We start from the raw sequence: 23054 nt of genomic DNA on the forward strand, positions 1-23054 counted from the left end.
TGAAGGCTGCCCAAGGCAGCCTTCAGCTATGAAACATGTTTACCGGACACTAGTGACGCAGAGTGTGGGAACGATCAGTCATCGGTGAAGGACGTACTGTCCGGTAAACTTCACTGCATCCTCTTCACTCCCGGTATTGATGATCCTTGAATGCAGCGTCAACCGGGCCCGTCCATATCGCTCATACATTGCCAGAAACTTCTTCCAGACCGCCGCACTCGGTGCCTGGCAAATCGCCGTTGCATCCATGGTGACCGGCAGCGGGTAGCTGATCTGCCCTTCCTGAATCACGATGTGCCCGTCTTCGATGCCTTCTTCGCGCAAACGCAAATGCAACCAGCCCCAGCCGGCCAGCACCGCGCCGCAATACAGGCTGCCGCCGAACATGGTGCTCTTGTGATTGACGTTGGCTTCCAGTGGCAGATGCAGGCGCAGTTGTTGGTCGTGCCAGTCGAGCACTTTGAGGCCCATGTCCCGCGTGAGGGGAATGTCGGAATGGAGGATCGATTCCAGGTGACGACTGTCGTGGTTCATTCACGGGCCTTTTGTTTGAAGAGGATGATTTTACGGTAGCTCAATCGAGGTCGTCGGTGGGGTTGCTGGCGCCACTGTCGCCGAAGTTCAGGCCATGCTTGCGCAGTTTGTCGTGCAAGGTTTTGCGCGGAATGCCGAGCGCTTCGGCGAGGCTGCGCACGGAGCTGTGCGAGCGCGCCAGTTCGGCGGCAATCAGGCTCTTCTCGAAGTTCTCCACTTGTTCGCTCAGTCCGCCGCTGACCACTTCAATCGTGCTGCCGACACCGCCATCCGGCGTGTTGTTGTCCAGCGCCAGTTCCAGGCCCAGTGCAAAGCGTTCGGCGGCGTTCTGCAGTTCCCGCACATTACCTGGCCAGGTGTGGCGCAGTAGCAGCGCCCGGTGCCCCGGCTGCAATTCGTGGGGCGGTAAACCGTGGCGGGCGCTGGCTTCATCGGCGAAATGCTGAAACAGCACCAGCGCATCTTCGCCCCGCTCGCGCAACGGCGGAATGCGCAGCGGCGCGACGTTCAGGCGGTAATACAAGTCGGCACGGAAACGCCCCTGATCGGCGGATTGACGCAGGTCTTCCTTGGTCGCGGCGATGATGCGGATGTCCAGCGGGATCAACTGATTGCCGCCCAAGCGCTCGACGACCCGCTCTTGCAGCAAACGCAGCAGTTTCACCTGCACATCCAGACTCATGCTTTCGATTTCATCGAGGAACAACGTGCCGCCATTGGCGAATTCGAACTTGCCGATACGACGTTTCTGCGCTCCGGTAAACGCACCGGGTTCGTGACCGAACAGCTCGCTTTCCACCACCGACTCGGCCAGGGCCCCGGCGTTGATCGCCACGAACGGGCCGTTACGCCGACTCGACAGATCGTGCAGTGCGCGGGCCACCACTTCCTTACCCGCACCGGTTTCGCCGAGGATCAGCACGTCGGCCTTGGTCGCCGCCAGTGCACCGATCTGTTCGCGCAGGCGCAGCATCGACGCCGATTGCCCGACCAGTCGAGCGCTCAGTTCGTTGCGATCGCTCAGGGCCAGACGCAGACTGCGGTTGTCCAGCACCAATCGGCGCAGGTCCAGGGCACGACGCACGCTGTCGAGCAGGGCATCGCTGGCGAAAGGTTTTTCCAGAAAGTCATAGGCCCCGGCGCGCATGGCTTGTACTGCCAGCGGCACATCGCCGTGGCCGGTGATCAGCAACACCGGCAGCTCAGGGTCCTGGGCGTGGAGTTCGGTCAGCAGTTCGAGACCGTCCATGCCCGGCATGCGGATGTCGCTGACCACCACCCCCGGCCAGTCGCGTTCCAGTTGCCCGGCCAGGCCTTTGGCTTCAGCCAGCGGCAGGATCTTCAGGCCGGCCAGGTCCAGGGTCTGGCTCAGGGCCTGACGCAGGTGGGGATCGTCGTCGATCAACACGACCTGGATGCGGTTGTCGATGGTCATGCACTTCGGTCCTCGGACGGTTGCAGGCTCACGCCCGGTGCGCCTGCGCGCAGTTTCAGGGTAATCAGGGCGCCACCTTCCTTGTGGTTGGAGAACGACAGTTCACCACCGAAGGCGCGCATCAGGGTGTCGCAGATCGCCAGCCCCAACCCAAGCCCCTGAGTGCGGGTCTTGGTGGTGTAGAAGGGCTCGCCGGCACGACCCAGCGCTTCCAGGCAGAACCCGGGACCATTGTCGCGAATGTACAGATTGACGCCGTCGGCTGTGGACTCGGCACTCAACCAGAGTTTACGTGGCGGGCCTTTTTCCGTCAGGGCATCAAGGGCATTGGCCAGCAGATTACCGAGTACCTGGCGCAGACGGGTTTCACCGGCCTCGACCCACAGGGTGGCGGCCGGCAGGTCACGGATCAGCTCGACTTCCATGCTGCGTCGGCGCTTGGCCAGTAACGCCAGCGCATCGTCCAGTGCCGGTTGCAGGGCCACGCTTTCGGGGGCGTGGCGATCACGCCGGGCGAAGGCGCGCAGGTGGGCGATGATCGAGGCCATGCGCCCGGTCAATTCGCTGATCAGCTTGAGGTTGCCGCGAGCATCCTCGGTGCGCTGATGATCAAGCAGCACTTCGGCGTTTTCCGCATAGCTGCGAATCGCCGCCAGCGGTTGGTTGAGTTCATGGCTGATGCTTGCCGACATCGTCCCCAGCGCCGAGAGCTTGCCGGCCTGCACCAAGTCATCCTGCGCGCGCACCAGTTCCTGCTGGGCGTGTTCGCGCTCTAACACTTCCTGCTTCAGTCGACGGTTGAGGCCTTCGAGGTCGCTGGTCCGTTCGGCGACCCGGCCTTCCAGTTCCTGGCGGGCCTTGCCTTCGAAGGCGATCCGCTCCAGGTAATGGCGTCGGCGCTGCATCATCAGGCCGAGCAGCAGCATCAATACCAGCAGCGTTGCGCCGCCGATGGCCACGACCGTGCGTACCGGGCGGTCGATCAGGGTACGCGGTGCAAGGATACTGACGCTCCAACCGGTTTCTTCGATCTGCTGCGTTTGGGTCAGCCAGGCGTTGGCGTCGAGATTCAATGGCTTTGGATCACGGGTAGGGTAGGGTTGGATTGCGGTGATGGCCTCGCGCTCTGCGTCGCTCAATGGGCGCGTCGAGCGGAAACGCCACTCGGGCCGCGACGTGAGGATGACCACGCCATTATGGTCGGTCACCAGCAGTTGTTCAGGGGTTTTGCCCCAGAGGCTTTCGGTGTGGTCGAGGTCGACCTTGATCACCAGTACGCCGATGATTTTTTCGCGATCCCGTATCGCTGCCGCAAAGAAGTAACCGCGCTTGGCCGAGGTGGTGCCCAGGCCAAAGAAGCGCCCCAGACGCCCGGCCATGGCTTCACTGAAATAAGGACGGAAAGCGAAATTACGGCCGACGAAGCTATCGTGTTTGTCCCAATTGGAGGCCGCCAGGGTCTTGCCTGTAGTGTCCATCAGGTACATGACTTCGGCACCGGTCTGGGCGCTGATGTTTTTCAGCAGACGATTGGCATTGCCTTGAACCACGCCCTCGTCGGGTGCGGCTAATGTCATACGCAGGGCGGGCAGCTCGCCGAGAATCTGCGGCAACACTTCATACCGGTGCAGGGTGCCCAACAAGTTGGCGACGTAGAGATCGAGGGTCTGACGGTTCTGCCCGGCCAGTTCGCTGCGGTAGTAACGCTCGGCCAGATGCTCCAGCGGCCACAGCAAGGGCGCCAGGCACAGCGCTAAAAGCGCCAGGCTGCGCCAGCGGGGTCTGCGAGGGAGAGTCGGTGTCATGAGCATCAAGCGCCTGGGGATACAGACGCATTATGCCTAGGCTTGCGGGCGCAGTCTGCGCACCTGGGATCAAGTGCGCGCTGGCGGTGAAAATTCACACAGGAATTCAGGAAAAGACGTCAGCGTCCTTGAAGAACGCGGCGGCCTGATCCTTGGCCGACAGTTTCGGTGCTTCGTCCAGCTGCCAGTCAATGCCCAGGTCCGGATCGTCCCAGCGAATGCTGCGCTCGGCCGACGGCGTGTAGTAGTCGGTGGTTTTGTAGAGGAACTCGGCGAAATCACTCAACACCACAAAACCATGGGCGAAACCTTCCGGTACCCAGAGTTGGCGATGATTGTCAGCGGACAGGCGCACCGCCACCCATTTGCCGAAATGCGGTGAGCTGCGGCGAATGTCCACCGCCACGTCCAGCACTTCACCGACGGTGACGCGGACCAGTTTGCCCTGAGTGTTTTCCAGCTGGTAATGCAAACCGCGCAGTACGCCTTTTTGCGAGCGGGAATGGTTGTCCTGAACGAATTGGGTATTCAGACCGGTCGCTTCTTCGAAAGCCTTGGCGTTGAAGCTCTCATAGAAGAAGCCGCGCTCGTCACCAAATACCTTGGGTTCGATGATCAGAACACCGGGCAGGTCGGTGGTGACTACATTCATGGTGCTTCTCCAGCAATGGATAGTGATGGCCGACATTCTTGCGCAAAGTGGCGGGCGGTGCGAGTGGGGTGATGAAGAGAGTTGCGCGGGCATTTGATTCGCGCCAATCAGGAAGAGGGTTGCGTATCGCCCCAAGCAGTGGCGATATAAGCGCCTAATAAAATTTCAGGGGTCGTTGTATGCCGCTCGCCACGTTGATTCACCGCGCCAGTCTGCCCAGCCCGCAGGTGTCTGCGGCGCAAGCGCTTGAGCTGTTGAAAGGGCATTACGGGCTGAGCGGGCAGTTGCAGGCGCTTGGGAGCCAGCAGGATCTCAATTTTCGCGTCGACAGCGAGCAGGGGCGTTTTGTCCTGAAAGTCTGCCGTGGTGATTACTCGGCGCTGGAGCTGCAAGCCCAGCACGCAGGGCTCAAGCATCTGGCTGAACATTCCGGCGTGCCGGTGCCTGGAGTGATTGCTGCCAAAAACGGCGCAGACCTGCTCTCCCTTGAAGTTGGGGGCCAAGCGGTGCACGTGCGTCTGCTTGATTACATCGACGGCCAATCCCTGACGCACCTCGATCACCTAAGCCATTCAGTGGTTGCCGGTTTCGGTCGGCTCTGCGGCGAAATGGACTTGGCGCTAGCCGGTTTCGATCATCCGGGCCTTGAGCGCACCCTTCAATGGGACGCCCGCCACGCCAACGCGTTGATCGCGCATTTGCTGCCGGTGATCAAGGATGAGCGGCAACGAGCGTTGATCGCTGAAGCGGCCGAACAGGCCGAGCGCCATTTGCAGCCGTTGGTGGATAAGTTGCCGGTGCAGGCGATTCACATGGACATCACTGACGACAACGTGGTCTGGCAGCGGGATTCGCAGCGCCAATGGCAGTTGCAGGGCGTGATCGATTTCGGCGATCTGGTCCGAACCTGGCGGATCACTGATCTGTCGGTGACCTGCGCCGCGCTGCTGCATCATGCCGATGGCGATCCGTTCTACATTTTGCCGGCGGTTCGGGCTTATCACGCGGTCAATCCGTTGCAGCATGAAGAGTTGCTGGCGCTATGGCCGCTGATCGTTGCGCGCTCGGCTGTGTTGGTGCTGAGTGGCGAACAGCAGGTCAGCATCGATCCGGGCAATGAGTACAGTCGCGACAACCTGACCCATGAGTGGGAAATTTTCCGCGTTGCCACATCGGTGCCGTTGGAGTTGATGGAGGCGGCGATTCTTACCGCAGTCGGTCAAAGCCTGCCGAGCATCGGCAGTGAAAGCTTCGCGCCATTGTTGCCGAGTCTGGTTGGGCGTGAATTTGCGTTGATCGATCTGGGCGTGCTCAGTCCGCATTTCGAGGCGGGTAACTGGGAACAGCAAGGGATCGATCTGCATTTGTTGACGGAAGCCGCCGCGGCTCACGGTCTGGCGGCCAGTCGATATGGCCAGTATCGTCTGTCCCGCACTCGGCCGGACAGCGCCAGCGAACCGGATACTTTCCCGTTACACGTTGCATTGCAAGTGCCCGATGGCACGGCGGTCGAAGCACCGTTTGCCGGTGTTATCCATATCGAAGGGGAGAACCTGCTGCAACTGGACGGCCCAGAGCTCAGCGTCCGATTGTGGGGTGTGGTCCCATCGGTACGCAGTAGCGCGGCGCTGGTCAAAGGCCAAGTGCTGGGCTCAGTCAGTGGGCCGTTGATCGTGCAGTTGTGTCGAAGCGCTCAGCTCGACGCGCCGTTGTTTTGCACGCCATCGCGCGCGGCAGCCTGGCAGGCGTTGTGTCCGTCACCTGCCGTATTGTTGGGCCTGGCCTGCGATGCGGAAGAAGAACTCGACCCGCAGACATTGCTCGCCCGCCGTGACGCGAGTTTCGCTCGCTCCCAAAAACACTATTACGTCGACCCGCCGCGCATCGAGCGAGGCTGGCGCAATCACCTGATCGACATGCAGGGCCGCTCCTACCTCGACATGCTCAACAACGTCGCGGTGCTCGGTCATGGTCATCCGCGCATGGCCGCCGTCGCCAGCCGGCAGTGGTCGTTGCTCAACACCAACTCGCGTTTTCACTACGCGGCGATTGCCGAGTTTTCCGAGCGCTTGCTGAAGCTGGCACCGGACAACATGGACCGCGTATTCCTGGTCAACAGCGGCACCGAGGCCAATGACCTGGCGATTCGCCTGGCTTGGGCTTATAGCGGCGGTCGCGACATGCTCAGTGTGCTGGAGGCGTATCACGGCTGGTCGGTGGCAGCGGATGCGGTCTCGACCTCGATTGCCGACAACCCCAAAGCCTTGAGCAGCCGACCGGACTGGGTACATCCGGTGACTGCGCCGAACACCTATCGCGGTGAATTCCGCGGCATCGACAGCGCACCGGACTATGTGCGCAGCGTCGAACACAACCTGGCGAAAATTGCCGAGCAAAAGCGTCAATTGGCCGGTTTCATCTGCGAACCGGTATACGGCAATGCCGGCGGTATCTCGCTGCCGCCGGGCTATTTGCAGCAGGTCTATGCGCTGGTCCGCGCTCAAGGCGGAGTATGCATCGCCGATGAGGTGCAGGTCGGTTACGGCCGCATGGGCAAATTCTTCTGGGGTTTCGAAGAACAGGGTGTGGTGCCAGACATCATCACCATGGCCAAAGGCATGGGTAACGGCCAGCCGTTGGGCGCCGTCATTACCCGCCGGGAAATTGCTGAAGCGCTGGAGGCCGAGGGTTACTTTTTCTCGTCGGCCGGCGGCAGCCCGGTCAGTTGCCGGATCGGCATGGCAGTTCTGGATGTGATGGAAGAAGAAAAACTCTGGGAGAACGCCCAGGTCGTGGGCGGGTATTTCAATACGCGCCTTGAGGCGTTGATTGACCAGCATCCGTTGGTGGGGGCGGTGCATGGTTCCGGTTTTTATCTGGGCGTGGAGTTGATCCGCGATCGAGAAACCCTGGAGCCCGCAACCGAAGAAACCACCGCGTTGTGCGATCGCCTTCGTGAGTTGGGGATCTTCATGCAGCCGACAGGCGATTACCTGAACATCCTCAAGATCAAGCCGCCGATGGTCACCTCGCGCCAGAGCGTGGATTTCTTTGTCGACATGCTGTCGAAGGTGTTGGACGAAGGGTTGTAAATCGATCCAGCTGTAAACGCGGGCTAATGTGGGAGCGGGCTTGCTCGCGAAGAGGCCGGTACATTCAATAGATATTTGGCGACTGGCATACCGCTTTCGCGAGCAAGCCCGCTCCCACAGAAAGCTGAGGCTTAATTCGATTGTTATCGGGTTTAAGTGAGTTATTTTCGACAGAGAGAATATTTATTGCTTCAAAAGCCGATTTTTATCGGCTATAAAGTCGCCACTGCCCACGGTGTGGACGAACCACGCCCGGGGCTGCCTCTTTCTGTCATCGGTCGATGCCATCCTCGACCCTCAGCACTTGCCCAGGAGATGATTCATGAGCCGTATCGTTACCGTCGCCGCTACCCAGATGGCCTGTTCCTGGGACCTTGAAGCCAACATCGAGACCGCTGAAAAGCTGGTCCGTGAGGCTGCGGCGAAAGGCGCGCAAATCATCTTGATCCAGGAGCTGTTCGAGGCGCCGTACTTCTGCCAGAAGCCGAACCCGGACTACCTGCAACTGGCTACGACCGTTGAAGACAACGTAGCCATCAAGCACTTCCAGAAAATCGCCAAAGAACTGCAGGTCGTTCTGCCGATCAGCTTCTACGAACTGGCGGGCCGCGCACGTTTCAACAGCATCGCGATCATCGATGCCGACGGCAGCAACCTCGGGATTTATCGTAAAAGCCACATCCCGGACGGCCCTGGCTATCACGAAAAGTACTACTTCAACCCGGGCGATACCGGCTTCAAAGTCTGGAGCACCCGTTACGCGAAAATCGGCGTGGGCATCTGCTGGGATCAGTGGTTCCCCGAGTGCGCCCGCAGCATGGCGCTGCAAGGTGCGGAAATCCTCTTCTACCCGACCGCCATCGGCAGCGAGCCACACGACAAGACCATTTCGTCCCGCGACCACTGGCAGCGCGTGCAACAAGGCCATGCCGGCGCCAACCTGATGCCGCTGATCGCCAGCAACCGCATTGGCAATGAAGAGCAGGACGGCTACGACATTACCTTCTACGGCTCGTCGTTCATTGCCAACCAGTTTGGCGAGAAAGTCCAAGAGCTGAACGAAACAGAAGAAGGCATTCTGGTTCACAGTTTCGACCTCGATGAGCTGGAACATATCCGCAGCGCATGGGGCTCGTTCCGTGACCGTCGCCCGAACCTGTACGGCGCGATCAAAACCCTCGACGGTTCCCTGGAGTCCTGAACCATGACCACTTTGAACAGCACCCCTCGCACCGACGGCTTTTACATGCCAGCCGAATGGGCGCCACAGACCCAGACCTGGATGGTCTGGCCCGAGCGCCCGGACAACTGGCGCCTGGGCGGCAAACCGGCGCAAGCCGCGCATGTGGCGGTGGCCAAGGCCATCGCGCGTTTCGAACCGGTGACCGTGGCGGTTTCCGCCGGCCAGTACGAAAATGCTCGTGCCCGTCTCGATGTGCCGAATATTCGTTTGGTGGAGATGTCCAGCGATGACGCCTGGGTTCGGGATACTGGCCCGACGTTCGTCATCAACAACCGCGGCGAAGTCCGGGGTGTGGATTGGGACTTCAATGCCTGGGGCGGTTTCGACGGTGGTCTGTATTCGCCGTGGAACCGTGACTCGCAGGTGGCGGGCAAGATCCTCGAAATCGAGCGCAGCCCGCGCTATCGCACCGAAGGTTTCGTGCTCGAAGGCGGCTCGATTCATGTCGATGGCGAAGGCACCCTGATCACCACCGAAGAATGCTTGCTCAACCGCAATCGCAACCCGCACATGGACCGCGCGCAGATCGAAGCGCTGCTCAGCGCCAATCTGGCTGTGGATAAGATCATTTGGCTGCCGGACGGTTTGTTCAACGACGAAACCGACGGCCATGTGGATAACTTCTGCTGCTACGTGCGTCCGGGCGAAGTACTGCTGGCCTGGACCGACAATCCACAGGACCCGAACTACCCGCGCTGCCAGGCGGCAATGAACGTGCTGCAAAACAGCACCGATGCCAAGGGTCGCCCGTTCACAGTGCACAAGATGCCGATTCCGGGGCCGCTGTATGCGACCGAAGACGAATGCGCAGGTGTCGATCCGGTGGATGGCACTCAGGAACGCAATCCGACTGTTCGTCTGGCCGGCTCTTATGTGAACTTCCTGATCGTCAACGGCGGCATCATCGCGCCGAGCTTCGACGACCCGTTGGACGGTCCGGCCAAAGAGATTTTGCAAGCTTTGTTCCCGCAGCACGAAGTGGTCATGGTGCCAGGTCGCGAACTGTTACTGGGCGGCGGTAACATCCACTGCCTTACCCAACAACAGCCCGCACCGCACAAGGAGTGAGTGAGGACGTAACAGCTTGAGTTGATTGAAGAATCGATTGAGCAACGATTTAACCTCGTCGTTTCACAGAAAGCCCGCAGCCCATCAGGACTGCGGGCTTTTTTGTATCCACTTGTCGACACTTCGAAAATATTGGCACAGCTCTTGTATCTCCGATGGCGCAACATGGGGAGGGAGAGAACTTCGATGTTCTGTCATAAACCTTGGATAAGTTAGCCGCTCACAAACCAGGAGAGAGCGCTGAGATGAACGCCGAAATGAACGTCGTGAGCGAGCGGGCACTGCATCCCCTGGCAGTTAACAGCGAATCGCTCCAGGTCTTGGCGCAGTGGTTGAAGTCCAATGGAACGCGTCAGATCAGGGAACCTGATCCGCGCCGGATGATGATCGAGCGCTACCCCGCTGGTTTATTCAGCGAGGCGGAACTGGAAGCACTGTGGGATGTGATGGAAGGATAAGAAGAAAAACAAAGGATTGATAAAAGCGCTGCCGGAAGGCGGCGCTTTTTTATGGGCGAAGGTTTTTTATGATCACTGGAGATCAAATGTGGGAGCGGGCTTGCTCGCGAAAGCGGTATGCCAGTCAACGAAGATGTTGAACATGATGGCCCCTTCGCGAGCAAGCCCGCTCCCACAAGGTTTTGCATTGTTTAGAAGATATAGGTTCCGGTCATGTCGGCCATAACCTGGAGGAAAACGAAAGTATTCGACCGATTCATGAAACAGACTGAAAGCCATTCCAGCGTTTTTCCGAAACTGTCTGGGGATTAACCTGCTGGCATTGAGTTTTCCTACTTTGTTGCCGGAGTCTTCCCATGATCCTTCACTACATTTACGACCCTTTGTGCGGCTGGTGTTACGGCGCTAAACCATTGGTCCAGGCTGCCCAAGCCGTATTGCCAGTGATCGCCCACGGTGGCGGCATGATGACCGGTGCCAATCGCCAGACCGTCTCGCCACAACTGCGCAATTACGTGATGCCCCACGACCGACGCATCGCCGAGTACACCGGCCAGCCGTTTGGCGAGGCGTATTTTGAGGGTCTGCTGCGCGATGAGACCGCGGTGTTCGATTCCGCGCCGCCGATTGCCGCTGTGCTGGCAGCGGAGCAGATCGCAGAACGCGGTCTTGAATTGCTGGGGCGTTTGCAGACGGCTCATTACGTGGAAGGTCGACGCATTGCTGATAACACCGTGCTGCTGGAACTCGCCACACAAATAGGCCTTGAATCTGAGGCGTTCCAACAGGCATTTAATGACGCCGACACCGATCGCCATATCAAAGACAGCCGCGCACTCTTGCCCAAGGTCGGTGGTCAGGGTTTCCCGACTTTCGCACTGGAACAGGATGGCCAATTCACCTTGGTCGACATCGGCCCATGGCTCGGCAAACCGCAAGCTTTCGCCCAATGGCTGGGTCAGTCGTTTGCGGCTAAAGAGTCTTCATCCGCGTTTCAAGCCTGTGGCCTCAACGGCTGCGCCCATTGAATTCAACTGGAGTCACCATGGATAACCTGAGCCTGATCAAAAGCACCGCAATTGGCTATCGCTGACAAGTGATTTCTTAGACGATTTTCGCCTATTTACAGACGATTCCTGAAATTGACACCTTATTAAGGGCGCGGATAGGATGCGCCCAACGCCTGTGGCTAACCGCCATGACTCACAAAACAATAAAAGGCCCGCCGCGAATTTTCGTGGGCGGGCCTTTTTGTTTGGGGTGAAAAAAGAGCGCGATAGCGCCGTTTCAGTGGTTCGACACAGCGCGTATCAACCCGTAATAGGAAAATAACATGTTGAACAAGCGAATCAGCCTGATCGCACTGGGGATGTTGAGCGCCACTCAGGCCATGGCTAACGACCAGGCCGAGTCCAAGGGTTTTGTTCAAGACAGCAGCCTCAAAGTGCTGCTGCGTAACGCCTACATCAATCGTGACTATAAAGACGGCAACCCGGATAAAGCCGAATGGGGCCAAGCGGCCATCGGTACTTTCTCGTCCGGTTTCACCCAAGGCACCGTGGGTGTGGGTGTGGATGCCTTCGGTCTGTACGCACTGCGTCTGGATGGCGGCAAGGGCCGCAGCGGCGCCGGTGGTATCGACTTCTTCAAACAGGGCGACAGCGGCAGTGCAGCTAACGATCTGTCGAAGGGTGGCGCGGCAGTCAAGTTCCGCCTCTCCAGCACCACGCTGACCTATGGCGACCAGATGCCGGCCTTGCCGGTGCTTAACTACGACAACTCGCGCCTGCTGCCGGAAAGCTACACCGGCACCCTGATCACCTCCAAGGAGATCAAGGGTCTGGAGCTGAACGCAGGTCGCTTCCACCGCCGAGTCGCGCAAAAGCGCTGAAGGTCGTGACAGTGGTGGCTTGAAGTCGATCAACGTGTTGGGTGGTAGCTACCAGTTCACCGAACAGTTCAAGGCTGCGCTGTACGCATCTGACGTTGAAGACGTGCTGAAGAAGCAATACGTGAACGCCAACTACGTGTTCCCGTTCGACAAGGATCAGTCCCTGAGCCTGGACTTCAACGGCTACCGTACCAAGCTGGACGATTCCTACGTCCGCGAAAGCGGTGCTACCGGCGACGACAACAAGATCTGGAGCCTGGCAGCGACCTTCGTCACCGGCCCGCACTCGTTCACCCTCGCCCACCAACGCAGCACCGGCGACAGCAACCTGGGCTACGCCTACGGCGGCTATCAGAAAGATCAAGGTCGCGTCGGCGACGGCGGCAACACTATCTATCTGGCCAACTCCTACTGGTCCGACTTCAACGCCGAAGACGAACGCAGCTGGCAGTTGGGCTACGGTCTGGACTTCCGCGCTTTCGGCATTCCTGGCCTGAGCTACAACGTTGCCTATGTGCGCGGTGACAACATCACCACGTCCACCAGCGAAGGCGGTACCGAGCGCGAAATCTTCAACCAGTTCAAGTACGTCGTGCAAAGTGGCCCGGCCAAAGACCTGAGCGTGAAGGTACGCAGCTCGATCCTGCGTGTGTCCCAGAAATCCAGCGAGTACAACGTCAGCGGCAACGAACTGCGCGTGTTCGTGGATTATCCGATCAACATCTTCTGATGATCGGCTGAGTTGTTCGCAATACTGTTCACTTAAGTGCGGCTCTTCAGGTCATGCCTACTTTTGTGGCGAGCGAGCTTGCTCGCGTTGGGCTGCGTAGCGGCCCTAAAAATCTGACAACCATTGCCGATTTTTGTGAGTGCTACGCACTCAAGCGGGAGCAAGCTCTTATAGAACAAAATTTATCTCATTGATTTTAAAGATAAATTTATTTGCAGATTTATCGGCATGTTCTCTGCGCGACAGCGCAGCCTCATCGCAGGCTGGGCGGACTCCCTCGCCACAGGTTTTTCACTGACTCAAGACTCTCTTAAATGAAGGGTATTGCGACTGGTTCGGGTTTTTTTCGCCTCGTGACCGTAAGAAAATACGAAAAATGGCTGTTTTCGATCGTAAAAAGTCGAATTGAAGCAACTTCATACCGCGTTTCAAGCAACGCTTGATATGCCTGAAATTCTTTCTCATGGGCCGCAAATCCTGCACCTACTAGATTAAGCCGCTAAATGCAGCGGAGACCTGGTAATGATCGTTTTGAATAAAGAAGTTGGCGAATCGCTACGGCGCGACAAATATGTCAACGTCAAGGGCGCTGACTTCAATCTGTTCGGTCATTTTTCCGACTTTGTCAGATTGACCAAAAGTTGGGAAAGCATGGAGCCGGACAGTTATTACGGCCAGGCCGATGCGGGCATGCGTTTCCGTCGTTACAGCGATTTCGAATACAACCCGGTCACCCGTGACTTGACGCAGCTGGAACACCGCGCCTACGTGCAATCGAAGGCCAACAATAGCTACGTCGGCGGACTGGAGCGGCACTTCCAGGACTTCTCTAATGAAGTCATCAATTCGCCGGTGATGCGCAGCCTCATCGATGCGGATTTCGAGGTGTACAAAAACGTATTGCCGCCGGAGTTGCACGACGAAATCTGGCAATGCCAGATCCATCAGATCCGCATCGAGATCAAGCCGGGCAAGCAACTGGAAATCACCCCGGAAGGTATTCACTGCGACGGTTATCCGTTCAGCGGTGTGCATTTCTGGGGCCGCAACAACGTGGATGGGGCGGAGAGCCGTTTGTATTCGGCCCAAGAGGAACAATTGGCGGTGACGACCTATCTGGAAATCCTCGACACCACCTACTTCCTCGATCGCGACATGCGTCACTACGTGACACCGGCACGCAACACCCACGCTCACGAAATGGCCTATCGGCAGATTCTGGCCATTTCCTTCTCGCGGCCCGGGACCGCTTTCGACATTGTTCGCTGAACAGCTAGACCCCATGATGCACATCGCCGAGTGCCCTGCACCGGTGATGTTGCAGCGCGCGGCGGCAAAGGATGCCCAGCGCCTGGAGCGCTTCTTTCGGCAATTCGAAGAAGTGTCGTTCTGTGAATGGCAGGACGCCAAATGCCTGCGCGGTGTGTTGGTGCAAAAAACCACCACTGCGTTCCTCGCGCTCGATGTCTGTGGCGAAGTGGTCGGCGCAGTATTGGGCGGAATGCTCGGCAGCCGTGGCACCATCAATCACTTGGCTGTGAGCCCGCAGTACCGCGCCCAAGGCGTCGGTCAGCGCCTGGTGGAAGCGGCCTCGGCGGACATGAAACGGGTGGGCGTGCTGCGGATGTTCCTGTTTGTCGACGATGCTAACCTTGCCGGCAAACGTTTTTGGAGTGCCCAGGGCTTTTGCGAGCCACGCGGCGAAACGACTTTTGAGAGGGACCTATGAATGAGACGTCCAGCAGCCAGCCGCTGATGGTCGAGCCCCAGCCCTCGCGCACCTTCGCTGAAGCCAGCCCGGTAGTGGCGGGTTACTTCACGGTGGCGTTCGTGTTTGGTTTGATGGCCGTCAATGCCGGTTTGCCCGTGTGGCTGCCGGTCGCGATGTGCTTGTTCGTCTACGCCGGTGCCTCGCAGTTCGCTGCTCTGGCGCTGATCTCCAGCGGCGCGTCGCTGACCACCATCATCCTCACCACGTTTCTGATCAATGCACGGCACATGCTGATGTCGGTCTACATGGCCAAGGCCTTGCAGGCAATGGGGCTCAGTCGTCTCGAGCGCTGGTGTTATGCGGGCGGGCTGACCGATGAATCGTTCGCCTTCCACAGCGTCAAACTGGGCAAGGGCTTACCGGTCAATGTGCGTTACCTGATCGGCTTCAATCTGTATTGCCACACGTCGTGGGTGCTGGGCGGTTTGCTGGGAGCAATCTGCGCGCAGTACGCGGCGCACCTGATCAAGTACCAGCTCGACTATGCGCTGACCGCGATGATGCTCTACGTGCTGGTATCGCTGTGCAACACCCGCAACAAACTGATCGCCGCACTGGCCGCGGTCGCTTGCATGGGTGTCTTGAGCCTGGTCGGCAATTCACCCTTCAACGTATTCATCGCCACATTTGTGGGCTGCGGGGTTGGTGTATGCCTGACCAAACGTTCCTGATCCTGGTCGTCGTGCTAATGATGGCCGTGACGTTCCTGCCGCGCGCGTTGCCGCTGCAGGTGAGCACTGACCATTGGCCCCCCCTGGTCGCCCGCGCGCTGGAATACCTGCCGGTGGCGATCGTCGCTGCCATCAGCCTTACGCCACTGTTGATCAAGGATCAGCAGCTGCAGCTCGATCGCCCGGAATTTTATGCCGCCATTCCGACGTTGTTATGTGCGTATTTCAGCAAAAACCTCTTTCTCAGCGTAGCGGTGGGAACGGCTGCGTACATCGCGCTCGGATCGTTCATGTAGCGACAGCGCGACCACGTCGTTCAGAGCCTGGCCCGACAAATCGGGATTATTGACCGCCAGCCGCACTTCGAGGGAATCCTCGAAACCCGGGAAAATGGTCAGGCCGTTACGCAGGGCTGCCTCACGGGAAACCATGCCGAGACCGTCCATTTGCGTGATCAACGACAGGGTCAGGGTCTCGCTGCAGGAGTAGATCATCCGCTTGCCTGACTCGTAATTGCCAAGGCCGGCGTCGATAAAGCGCAAGAAGCTGTGGGAATACGGACAATCGTCGGCCGGTCGAACCTGAACCTTATTGCCCAGCAGCATCAGCGGATCGTTCTCCTGACCGCAATGAGCACCGACCACCTGCACCTGCACATCGGGCAGGGCAATGCTGGGTAGACCCGGTTGCTGCGGGCCAATCAGCACGGCGAGGTCGAAGTCCTCATTCTTCAACTTGCTGAGGTTTTCCATCGACTCTGCGTAGCTGAATTCCAGCTGATAATCAGGAAACACCTCAAAGAGGCGTCCGATCATTCGCCGGTTGAAGTCGGCCGAGAGCGTAGTGTTAAGTGCAACCTTGAGCGTGCGCTGCCCGGGCACCTTGAGCGCGGCGACTTTTTCTTCCAGTTGCCGTGTAGCGACCAACACCTTGTCCATGTAGGGCGTGAGCTCCATGCCCTGGGTTGTCAGGGTCAGCCCCTTGTTGGAGCGACGAAACAACCGAAAACCGAACTGCTCTTCGACCTTGTTCAACTGCGCGGCCAACGCCTGCACGGTCAAACAGGAGCGCTCTGCAGCCGCCGACAATGAGCCGGTCTGCACAATGCGCATGAGGTTACGTAAGGTTCTGCTATCCATTTGGGTAATGCCCTCTAAAGTGGGCTGGCTATTGTTATGTACCTTGCCGCCGGGTAGGCGTCGGTCGCGTGCTGGCTATGATCCTGCACCTGAGCATGCTTGTCCCGAGTTTAGTAGCGAAATGAGTCCGTGCCCGATGGTTGGAGGCTTGCACAGGATCGGGGATTTTGGTGGGGGGCGAGTGATCGGGTCAGAAAAATGCCTGGATGGGAAAAGTACGTTGATCGACGAAACCTTTTCCAAGGGCAAAAAAAAGCAGCCTGATCAGGCTGCTTTCATGAAAAGGTGCTTGATATTGTGCTCCCTCAAGCAGGGGAGGAGAGGTTACCCGAGCGCTGATTTTCAGGTCATCAACGGGGTTCCTAGCGTCGACTATCGCCACCTGAAGGCAGTCGGTTTCGCGCTCTCGATTAAATTTTCTGCCCGTGTGGGGCGGGTGTCAACGGGTGTATTTGACCGTGTGTCGGCCTCTGTTTGGGCGGTATTTGAAGTCAGCGTGAGCCGCATGCATTGGTAGCGGAGGCCTGCGCAAGGTTCGTTGGTCCCGTAGCGGAATGGGGAAACGAGGTGGTACACGTGTCATTTACTACAACACGCTTTCCGAAGGCTCTATCTGGTTGCTGATCGCCTACACCAAGACGAAATTCGACAATTTAGGCGTCTCTCAGAGCGCGTTCGCCAAGCTGATTGGAGTCAGTTTGCGTACGTTGCAGGACTGGGAGCAAGGGCGGCGGCAACCAACGGGAGCAGCGCAGACGCTACTTCGTGTTGCGAGCCAGCATCCTGAGGCATTGCGCGATCTACAGGCGGTTTAGGATCAGACGGGTACCCATTAGCTGGTTTCAAGCCAAGACTAATGGGTGTCCTTTATTTGGATTTCGATGATTTCTTTCCAGCGCTAACCGGCCAATCAACGCTCGCCAATCCTGCGACCCTCGTCCCTGCCGCTATCCGTCAGGGCGCTCTGATCAGCACTTTTCTGAACGTTCGGAGTGAGCGGGAATGTTCACTGACATGTCGTCGCCGATGACATATCAAGACGGGTCGCAAAAACTGCAAAATAGCGCCACGTCCGTGTAAAAGCATTAGTGGGTTAAGTATGACGTCCTACTTTGAACTCATTACACCACGTCACTAATGATGTTCCCGCCCCCACCTTTATCCCCCCAGACCAACCTCATACATTGATCTCCAACGCCTCCCCATCATTCCGATGAGAAGGTCACTGGAGATTTCTCATGCCTTTCGTCAGCGTACGCATCACCCGCGACGGTGTTACCTCAGAGCAGAAAGCTCAGGTGATCGCCGAAATCACTGAAACCCTGGAACGCGTCCTCAACAAGCGCCCGGACCTGACCCACATCGTGATCGAAGAAGTCGACACCGATAACTGGGGCTATGCCGGCATCACCACCACCCAGTACCGAAAGCAACTGGCTGAAGACGGGGGGCATTCATGACTGCGTCCGTCACCATCGATTTCGTCTCCGATGTGGTGTGGCGCCGCGGCGCTGGAGCAGGCGATTGAGAACGTGGCCGGTGAAGTCTCGGTCGAGCTGACTTACAAACCCTTCGAGCTGAACCGGTGAGCCATCGGGTATCGGTCGAGCACTACGAACAGATGTTGAGACAAATGGCGAAGGCCGTCGCCTGATTGATCACTTTTCAAACCATCATTTCTTAGTAGAGGTTCATCATGAGCAATTCGAAAAAAGTCATCGTTATTACAGGCGCCTCCCAAGGTCTCGGCGCAGGCATGGTCAAGGCATTCCGTGATCTCGATTACCAGATAGTTGCCACTTCGCGTTCGATCCAGCCGTCCACCGATCCGGACATTCTCGCCGTGGCCGGCGACATCGGCGACCCGGCGATCGCCCAGCGAGTCATCCGTGAAGCGATCGAACGTTTTGGCCGTATCGACACCCTGGTCAACAACGCCGGAATCTTCGTCGCCAAGCCGTTCACCGCCTACACCCCCGAAGACTACGCCGCGGTGCTGTCGGTCAACCTGAATGGTTTCTTCTACATCACCCAACTCGCGATCACCGAGATGGAAAAACAGGGCAGCGGCCACGTCGTCAACATCACCACCAGCCTGGTGGACCATGCCATCGACGGCGTGCCGTCCGTACTGGCCTCATTGACCAAGGGTGGCTTGAACGCTGCGACCAAGTCCCTGGCCATCGAGTACGCCAAGCGCGGGATTCGGGTGAATGCGGTTTCCCCAGGCATTATCAAAACGCCAATGCATGGTGAGGAAACTCACGAAGCGCTGGGGAATTTGCACCCGGTAGGGCACATGGGGGAGATCAGCGATATTGCTCAGGCTGTTGTTTATCTGGACAGCGCTGGTTTTGTTACTGGTGAAATCCTGCATGTTGATGGTGGGCAGAGTGCGGGTCACTGAGGCCTTTCCAAACCCCAGAAACAACAAGCCCTCGCATTTCTGCGAGGGTTTCGATTGTATGGTGCGGGCATCTGTATTTTTGTATCTTGTATTGAATAGAAACAATCGTGCTAAGCTGATTGGCGAATTATTGGAGAGCGTCTGACGAAGCTTCGATCAGTAATGGGGGGTTAGTGGTGCACTCGATATTCCATCATCATCTGGCATGACGCCTTGATGAGTCTTGAGTCGGCCCACTTCGTCCAGATGCCTCCAGAGAAATTGCGCGGCTTCTTCACGCCGATCAGACTCGATGAGGTCGAGCAAATGGATGTGTTCCTGGCATTGCGCCATAAGACGAGTGCGATCGACGTTGGCTTTGTAGCCCATGAAACGCCTGAGTTGATTTTGCTGGCGTATGGCATCGATGAAAAAAACATTTCCGGAGCACTGCACGATCAGTTCGTGAAACTGGGCGCCCACCTGGAACAGTTGGGCCCGAGACAAGGTGTGGATATCCCCATCGAGCATGGCCTGCTGTTGCTGCCTGGCTTTGGCAAACGCGGCGTGATTGATCTGATAACCGGGCTCAAGCAGGGCTGCCGGCTCGATGGCCATCCGGAAGCGGTAGCTTTGGATGTATGTCTGGGCGTTATGCACGAAATTTTTGAGGGCCCATCCTTGCCCCGGCTTGCGCTCCACCATGGCTTCGCTGGCCAGCCTGCTCAGTACCTTGAGCAATTGTCCGCGGGGCACTTCGTAACGGCGCAACAGCTGCGCTTCGAAAAAGTGGGCAGGTATTTCGCCGCCAAGAATGTCGTCGACCACGCGAAGGTAAAAGTCTTCGAAAGGATCACTGGCAAGAGGGAATGTTGCTTCCTGAATCTGCCCTGCGCCCTGTTTCAGAAAGTAACCACGATTGGGCTCCTGAATGGCCAGGTCCCACTCGGCGAGCAAGGCAAACACTCGCCGGATAGGCGAGCGCGAAACGCCAAGCGCTTGGGCGAACATCTGCTCGCGCAACGGCTCCCCAGCTTTCATCGACCGGGCGCGAACCATGTCGATGACGCGTGGGGCCAACTGCAAGGCGAGGTCTTTCTTGATCACAGGTTCTATCTCGAATGGTTAGCTTCAGTCCGTTCCCGCTGGGGCAGATGCCCCATCGGACCGGAGTTGGAAAATACCATACGAAGAGGCAGTGGATATCTGCACTAAGAACGCTACTCCCGATAGTGCAGTGCTGGAGCTGCGAAGGATGCTCCAGGCTGATGATTTCGTTTCTTCCCAGGATGGATGTTTACCCAATGCTCAAGTTCAATGCTCATCTCGGTTTCCAATTCAATGAATTGCCTTTTCTGCAACGCATCGAAGCCGCCGCCGCAGCCGGTTTTCGGGCGGTGGAGTTCCCGTCGCCCTATGAATTCGACGCAAGTCTCCTGGCCGACCATCTAGCCCAATACAGTTTGCCGTTGATTCAGTTCGCTGCGCCGGCTGGCGTTACCAAAGGCATCGCCGCCTTGCAGGGCAAAGAACAAGAGTTTCGCAACGGGTTGCTCCAGGCCGCCAGCTATGCAAAGGCGCTGGCGTGTCCGGATGTCCACATCATGTCGGGCGTTACGACGCAGGATGATGCAGAGCGTATCTTCGGGGGCAACCTGGAATATGCAGTCAAGTACTTCGAAGATCAGGGTTTGCGGCCGCTTATCGAAGTGATCAGTTCACAGGCGATGCCGGGCTACTACATGTCTGACTTCAGCAAGGCGCAACAGGTGCTGGAGACCTTCCCCAGTGTTGGGCTGATTCTCGATCTTTACCATGCCCAGCTTCTGACCGCAGATGCAGCAGATGTTCTGGCTCGGTTTTATGACAGAACCGTCCATGTACAAATTGCCGACTGCCCGGGTCGTCACGAACCGGGAACGGGGATCATCGATTTTGCTGCCTTGTTCGCGGCGCTGGAGCAGCGTGGCTACCCAGGATGGATCGGTTGTGAATATCACCCTTCCGGTTCTACCGTTGCGAGCCTTGACTGGATTAAGCAGCTAAGTGCTTAGTGCTTGCGACGAGCAAACGGGACTCGGATTTCACGTACGCCAGAAACAACAAAGCCCTCGCATTTCTGCGAGGGCTTTGTTTTGTATGGTGCCGGCACCAGACGAACGGTATGTCTCGGCGAGGCCAGATTTTCCGGGCGTCTGGATTTCGCTGGAAAATTCGGCGTGCCCCAACTGGTAACTATAAATAAATCAGCTAGTTATGGCGTTCGGTGGAATCGAACTCGGGATTTTTAGATGTCAGCACGTTGTCGGTCTGCAAGTAAAGCATTCAGAGTCGCATACGGAATGGTAAACCCCCTGAGTTCGAAAGTTGCCGATTATTCCCATGGATAATCGGCAGGAGTTGACCCAAAGCAACCAGTCAGGTGTGTCTAATCAATCAGGGCGATTCACTCAGCGGTACACCTGCCTGTCGTGCAATTTTATGGATAGCGAGTTGTAGTTCGAGCCTGCATTGATATAGATCTTTATTGCTTTCACGCCCATAGGCCTTAACACATGCGAAAGCAGTGTCTACAAAAAATATACTTGCGATTCTGGTCATCATAGTTGAGTAAGCCCAAGCTTCCTTTCCTGCTTTTATTTTGTGCTCGGGTGAGGCTTGCATAAACATAAGCCACATAAGCGTGTCCTCACCAGTTATATGGCTTGCTCCGCTGAGGCGATGATAGCTTTCATAGTAATCAGTCTCGCGCCCAAGTATTTCAAATCTTTTATAAAGCGACTTAGGCCAGTCAGTCTCCGGGTTGGATATATCTATAGAGCATTGAGTTTCGATTTCCTTAACGAATTCGTCTAATATGGTAATGACTTTTCTTCTTTCCTCTATCATGGTCGATATTTCTTCTGCGTCGGGTCCTTGTAGTATTTTCTGCTTCCATTCATTGAGTTTTCTATTGTGCTCATTCAGCCATGATTGAAAAAATTTGATCAATGTCGCTGAATCGCCTCTTTCGGCGAGGTACATAATGTTTATTGAGCCTTCTACAACAACCCTAGCTAATGCCTCCGCACTTGCTGGCGAACCTGTCGAAATAGCAACTAGCATTCCTTGGACGTGCTCGTATACACGACCAATCAGGTTTAAAAGCGAGTGAATCCGAAAGCCTTCATTGTTGTCTTTTGGCTCGTATTCTCCCAAGTAGTCATTAAGAATTTTATCTGCTTTGGCACACGACTCAATGGCTACTGCCGACTCAATAAGGTTTGCTTTTTTATCTATCTTAAAGGATTTTCTGAAGTTTGGTATGTAAGGCATTGTTGTGTGTAAATCCTGTAGGTTTAATTAATGCAGTTCTAAATGGAAGCGGTATTTAATTTTTGAGTGTAGCATTTTGTCGTCTGTCAGAAAATTTTGCACTAACTTTGAATCGTGTGCGTCTTAATTTTTAGCTAACTCAGCGTCGTTAAGATTGCTTGCACAACTTATTAGTATTGGGGGCTGAGGCTCAAGAAGAAAAAATGGGGACAGACCACGTGTTTCCTAAACAGGCATTGCCCTAGAAGGGGCAGATTTATTTTCGATCTCTCATTCAGCGAGGTCGGCGAACGCCGTAGGGGATCAAGAAAGGCCCCCTGGGGAGGCAGCGCGGCAAGCGCAATCACACCAAACCCCAGAAACAACAAAGGCCCGTATTTCTGCGAGTCTTTGTTTTGTATGGTGCGGCACCAGACGAACGGTATGTTTCGGGGAGGTTAGGTTTCCCGGGCGTCTGGATTTCGGTGAAAACTTCGCGTACGCCAACTAGTAACTATTAATAAGTCAGCTGGTTACGAAATTGAGTGGAGTCGAATTCGGCTGTATTTTGTGTCACAAGATTTTATAATCTTAATAGATTACTAAATAGAAAAATTAATATCAGCTAGGTCAAAAATTGTCTCCGAGAATCGCCAGGGAGGAAAGCGATCAAGCTCGCACGCTGTGCCGTTATTTGAGAAAATATCGCTAAGCGTAACTCGTATAGCGCGATATGGAAATTTTCTGGGGTTTAAGCTATATTTAGTTTGGCTCTGGACTTATATGTTCATATGCGTCAAGTCTATTTTTTTGTTTTTAAAATTATCTAGGCTCTGCTATAGTAGACTGATTAAAATGCTGCGTGCGCCAAAGTAAATTGAGGTG

At 56.6% G+C, this 23054-nt stretch carries 21 protein-coding genes and 2 pseudogenes; 16 read left to right on the top strand and 7 right to left on the bottom strand.

Translation table 11 applies throughout. The features are described from left to right. Positions 1–78 precede the first annotated feature (78 nt). The 4 genes from IC37_RS09375 to rfbC all read right to left on the bottom strand — a co-directional run bounded on the left by IC37_RS09375 (position 79) and on the right by rfbC (position 4426). Positions 79–534, bottom strand: a complete 456-nt coding sequence (locus IC37_RS09375) for a thioesterase domain-containing protein (protein WP_030129333.1) — start codon at positions 532–534, stop codon at positions 79–81. A gap of 40 nt (positions 535–574) precedes the next feature. Next, complete coding sequence (locus IC37_RS09380) at positions 575–1969, bottom strand: sigma-54 dependent transcriptional regulator (RefSeq protein ID WP_030129332.1); 1395 nt, start codon at positions 1967–1969, stop codon at positions 575–577. Then, positions 1966–3774, bottom strand: a complete 1809-nt coding sequence (locus IC37_RS09385) for an ATP-binding protein (protein ID WP_030129331.1) — start codon at positions 3772–3774, stop codon at positions 1966–1968. Before IC37_RS09385 ends, IC37_RS09380 begins: the two co-directional genes overlap by 4 nt. 106 nt (positions 3775–3880) lie before the next feature. Beyond that, positions 3881–4426 carry a dTDP-4-dehydrorhamnose 3,5-epimerase gene (gene rfbC, locus IC37_RS09390; RefSeq protein ID WP_030129330.1) on the bottom strand — a complete coding sequence of 182 codons (546 nt, stop codon included), beginning with the start codon at positions 4424–4426 and terminating at the stop codon, positions 3881–3883. 179 nt (positions 4427–4605) lie between these two features. Between rfbC and IC37_RS09395 the strand changes: the two genes are divergently transcribed. The 10 genes and pseudogenes from IC37_RS09395 to IC37_RS09440 all read left to right on the top strand — a co-directional run bounded on the left by IC37_RS09395 (position 4606) and on the right by IC37_RS09440 (position 15646). Beyond that, the gene (locus IC37_RS09395; RefSeq protein ID WP_030129329.1) at positions 4606–7518 is read left to right on the top strand and encodes an aminotransferase; all 2913 of its coding nucleotides are present in this window, start codon (positions 4606–4608) and stop codon (positions 7516–7518) included. Between the two features lie 322 nt (positions 7519–7840). Then, positions 7841–8719 (top strand): N-carbamoylputrescine amidase, encoded by an 879-nt coding sequence (gene aguB, locus IC37_RS09400; protein ID WP_030129328.1) that lies wholly within the window; start codon positions 7841–7843, stop codon positions 8717–8719. 3 nt (positions 8720–8722) lie between these two features. Further along, entirely contained in the window at positions 8723–9829 is a 1107-nt protein-coding gene (gene aguA, locus IC37_RS09405; RefSeq protein WP_030129327.1) for an agmatine deiminase, read from the top strand. A gap of 245 nt (positions 9830–10074) precedes the next feature. Then, positions 10075–10287 (top strand): hypothetical protein, encoded by a 213-nt coding sequence (locus IC37_RS09410; protein WP_030129326.1) that lies wholly within the window; start codon positions 10075–10077, stop codon positions 10285–10287. Between the two features lie 356 nt (positions 10288–10643). Continuing rightward, entirely contained in the window at positions 10644–11315 is a 672-nt protein-coding gene (locus IC37_RS09415) for a DsbA family protein (protein ID WP_030129325.1), read from the top strand. Positions 11316–11620: 305 nt separating this feature from the next. After that, positions 11621–12908, top strand: a pseudogene (locus IC37_RS09420) (OprD family porin). A gap of 522 nt (positions 12909–13430) precedes the next feature. Next, on the top strand, positions 13431–14177 hold the full coding sequence (locus IC37_RS09425; protein ID WP_030129324.1) for a 2OG-Fe dioxygenase family protein: 747 nt from the start codon (positions 13431–13433) through the stop codon (positions 14175–14177). 46 nt (positions 14178–14223) lie between these two features. Next, a complete protein-coding gene (locus tag IC37_RS09430; RefSeq protein WP_177409386.1) occupies positions 14224–14637 on the top strand; it encodes a GNAT family N-acetyltransferase in 414 nt (137 codons plus the stop codon). Then, entirely contained in the window at positions 14634–15350 is a 717-nt protein-coding gene (locus tag IC37_RS09435) for an AzlC family ABC transporter permease (RefSeq protein WP_030129322.1), read from the top strand. The genes IC37_RS09430 and IC37_RS09435 overlap by 4 nt, the downstream gene beginning before the upstream one ends. Continuing rightward, positions 15329–15646 carry an AzlD domain-containing protein gene (locus IC37_RS09440; RefSeq protein WP_081729308.1) on the top strand — a complete coding sequence of 106 codons (318 nt, stop codon included), beginning with the start codon at positions 15329–15331 and terminating at the stop codon, positions 15644–15646. Before IC37_RS09435 ends, IC37_RS09440 begins: the two co-directional genes overlap by 22 nt. On the opposite strand, the gene IC37_RS09445 is transcribed toward IC37_RS09440, so the two are convergent. Further along, the gene (locus IC37_RS09445; protein ID WP_030129321.1) at positions 15563–16489 is read right to left on the bottom strand and encodes a LysR family transcriptional regulator; all 927 of its coding nucleotides are present in this window, start codon (positions 16487–16489) and stop codon (positions 15563–15565) included. The two genes, IC37_RS09440 and IC37_RS09445, sit on opposite strands and share 84 nt — an antisense overlap. 220 nt (positions 16490–16709) lie before the next feature. On the opposite strand from IC37_RS09445, the gene IC37_RS09450 reads away from it, so the two are divergent. From IC37_RS09450 to IC37_RS09470, 5 genes and pseudogenes are all read left to right on the top strand, one after another. Then, on the top strand, positions 16710–17006 hold the full coding sequence (locus IC37_RS09450) for a hypothetical protein (RefSeq protein WP_143519169.1): 297 nt from the start codon (positions 16710–16712) through the stop codon (positions 17004–17006). Beyond that, on the top strand, positions 16999–17304 hold the full coding sequence (locus IC37_RS30925) for a helix-turn-helix domain-containing protein (protein WP_081729307.1): 306 nt from the start codon (positions 16999–17001) through the stop codon (positions 17302–17304). The genes IC37_RS09450 and IC37_RS30925 overlap by 8 nt, the downstream gene beginning before the upstream one ends. Positions 17305–17727: 423 nt before the next feature. After that, positions 17728–17949 (top strand): 4-oxalocrotonate tautomerase family protein, encoded by a 222-nt coding sequence (locus tag IC37_RS09460; RefSeq protein WP_030129318.1) that lies wholly within the window; start codon positions 17728–17730, stop codon positions 17947–17949. Next, positions 17946–18072 (top strand): annotated as a pseudogene (locus IC37_RS09465) (DsbA family oxidoreductase); the annotation flags it as partial. The gene IC37_RS09460 and the pseudogene IC37_RS09465, both read left to right, overlap by 4 nt. A 113-nt stretch (positions 18073–18185) precedes the next feature. Beyond that, positions 18186–18896, top strand: coding sequence for an SDR family NAD(P)-dependent oxidoreductase (locus IC37_RS09470; RefSeq protein ID WP_030129317.1), 711 nt, complete (start codon positions 18186–18188; stop codon positions 18894–18896). Positions 18897–19052: 156 nt separating this feature from the next. Here IC37_RS09470 and IC37_RS09475 read toward each other — a convergent pair whose 3' ends face one another. Next, positions 19053–19982 carry a GntR family transcriptional regulator gene (locus tag IC37_RS09475; protein WP_030129316.1) on the bottom strand — a complete coding sequence of 310 codons (930 nt, stop codon included), beginning with the start codon at positions 19980–19982 and terminating at the stop codon, positions 19053–19055. A 197-nt stretch (positions 19983–20179) separates the two neighbouring features. On the opposite strand from IC37_RS09475, the gene IC37_RS09485 reads away from it, so the two are divergent. Beyond that, positions 20180–20929 (top strand): hydroxypyruvate isomerase family protein, encoded by a 750-nt coding sequence (locus IC37_RS09485; RefSeq protein ID WP_030129315.1) that lies wholly within the window; start codon positions 20180–20182, stop codon positions 20927–20929. 382 nt (positions 20930–21311) lie between these two features. On the opposite strand, the gene IC37_RS09490 is transcribed toward IC37_RS09485, so the two are convergent. Further along, positions 21312–22190, bottom strand: coding sequence for a DUF5677 domain-containing protein (locus IC37_RS09490; protein WP_030129314.1), 879 nt, complete (start codon positions 22188–22190; stop codon positions 21312–21314). Between the last annotated feature and the right edge of the window lie 864 nt (positions 22191–23054).

It is taken from the genome of Pseudomonas sp. QTF5 (assembly GCF_000512695.2).
Taxonomy (GTDB): domain Bacteria; phylum Pseudomonadota; class Gammaproteobacteria; order Pseudomonadales; family Pseudomonadaceae; genus Aquipseudomonas.

Coding starts and splice junctions, on each gene's coding strand:
- IC37_RS09380 (WP_030129332.1), bottom strand. CDS start 1,969: ATGACCATCGACAACCGCATCCAGGTCGTGTTGATCGACGACGATCCC.
- IC37_RS09385 (WP_030129331.1), bottom strand. CDS start 3,774: ATGACACCGACTCTCCCTCGCAGACCCCGCTGGCGCAGCCTGGCGCTT.
- aguA (WP_030129327.1), top strand. CDS start 8,723: ATGACCACTTTGAACAGCACCCCTCGCACCGACGGCTTTTACATGCCA.
- IC37_RS09490 (WP_030129314.1), bottom strand. CDS start 22,190: ATGCCTTACATACCAAACTTCAGAAAATCCTTTAAGATAGATAAAAAA.
- IC37_RS09375 (WP_030129333.1), bottom strand. CDS start 534: ATGAACCACGACAGTCGTCACCTGGAATCGATCCTCCATTCCGACATT.
- IC37_RS09440 (WP_081729308.1), top strand. CDS start 15,329: ATGCCTGACCAAACGTTCCTGATCCTGGTCGTCGTGCTAATGATGGCC.
- IC37_RS09425 (WP_030129324.1), top strand. CDS start 13,431: ATGATCGTTTTGAATAAAGAAGTTGGCGAATCGCTACGGCGCGACAAA.
- IC37_RS09430 (WP_177409386.1), top strand. CDS start 14,224: ATGTTGCAGCGCGCGGCGGCAAAGGATGCCCAGCGCCTGGAGCGCTTC.
- IC37_RS09460 (WP_030129318.1), top strand. CDS start 17,728: ATGCCTTTCGTCAGCGTACGCATCACCCGCGACGGTGTTACCTCAGAG.
- IC37_RS09485 (WP_030129315.1), top strand. CDS start 20,180: ATGCTCAAGTTCAATGCTCATCTCGGTTTCCAATTCAATGAATTGCCT.
- IC37_RS09445 (WP_030129321.1), bottom strand. CDS start 16,489: ATGGATAGCAGAACCTTACGTAACCTCATGCGCATTGTGCAGACCGGC.
- IC37_RS09470 (WP_030129317.1), top strand. CDS start 18,186: ATGAGCAATTCGAAAAAAGTCATCGTTATTACAGGCGCCTCCCAAGGT.
- rfbC (WP_030129330.1), bottom strand. CDS start 4,426: ATGAATGTAGTCACCACCGACCTGCCCGGTGTTCTGATCATCGAACCC.
- IC37_RS09435 (WP_030129322.1), top strand. CDS start 14,634: ATGAATGAGACGTCCAGCAGCCAGCCGCTGATGGTCGAGCCCCAGCCC.
- IC37_RS09415 (WP_030129325.1), top strand. CDS start 10,644: ATGATCCTTCACTACATTTACGACCCTTTGTGCGGCTGGTGTTACGGC.
- IC37_RS09395 (WP_030129329.1), top strand. CDS start 4,606: ATGCCGCTCGCCACGTTGATTCACCGCGCCAGTCTGCCCAGCCCGCAG.
- IC37_RS09410 (WP_030129326.1), top strand. CDS start 10,075: ATGAACGCCGAAATGAACGTCGTGAGCGAGCGGGCACTGCATCCCCTG.
- aguB (WP_030129328.1), top strand. CDS start 7,841: ATGAGCCGTATCGTTACCGTCGCCGCTACCCAGATGGCCTGTTCCTGG.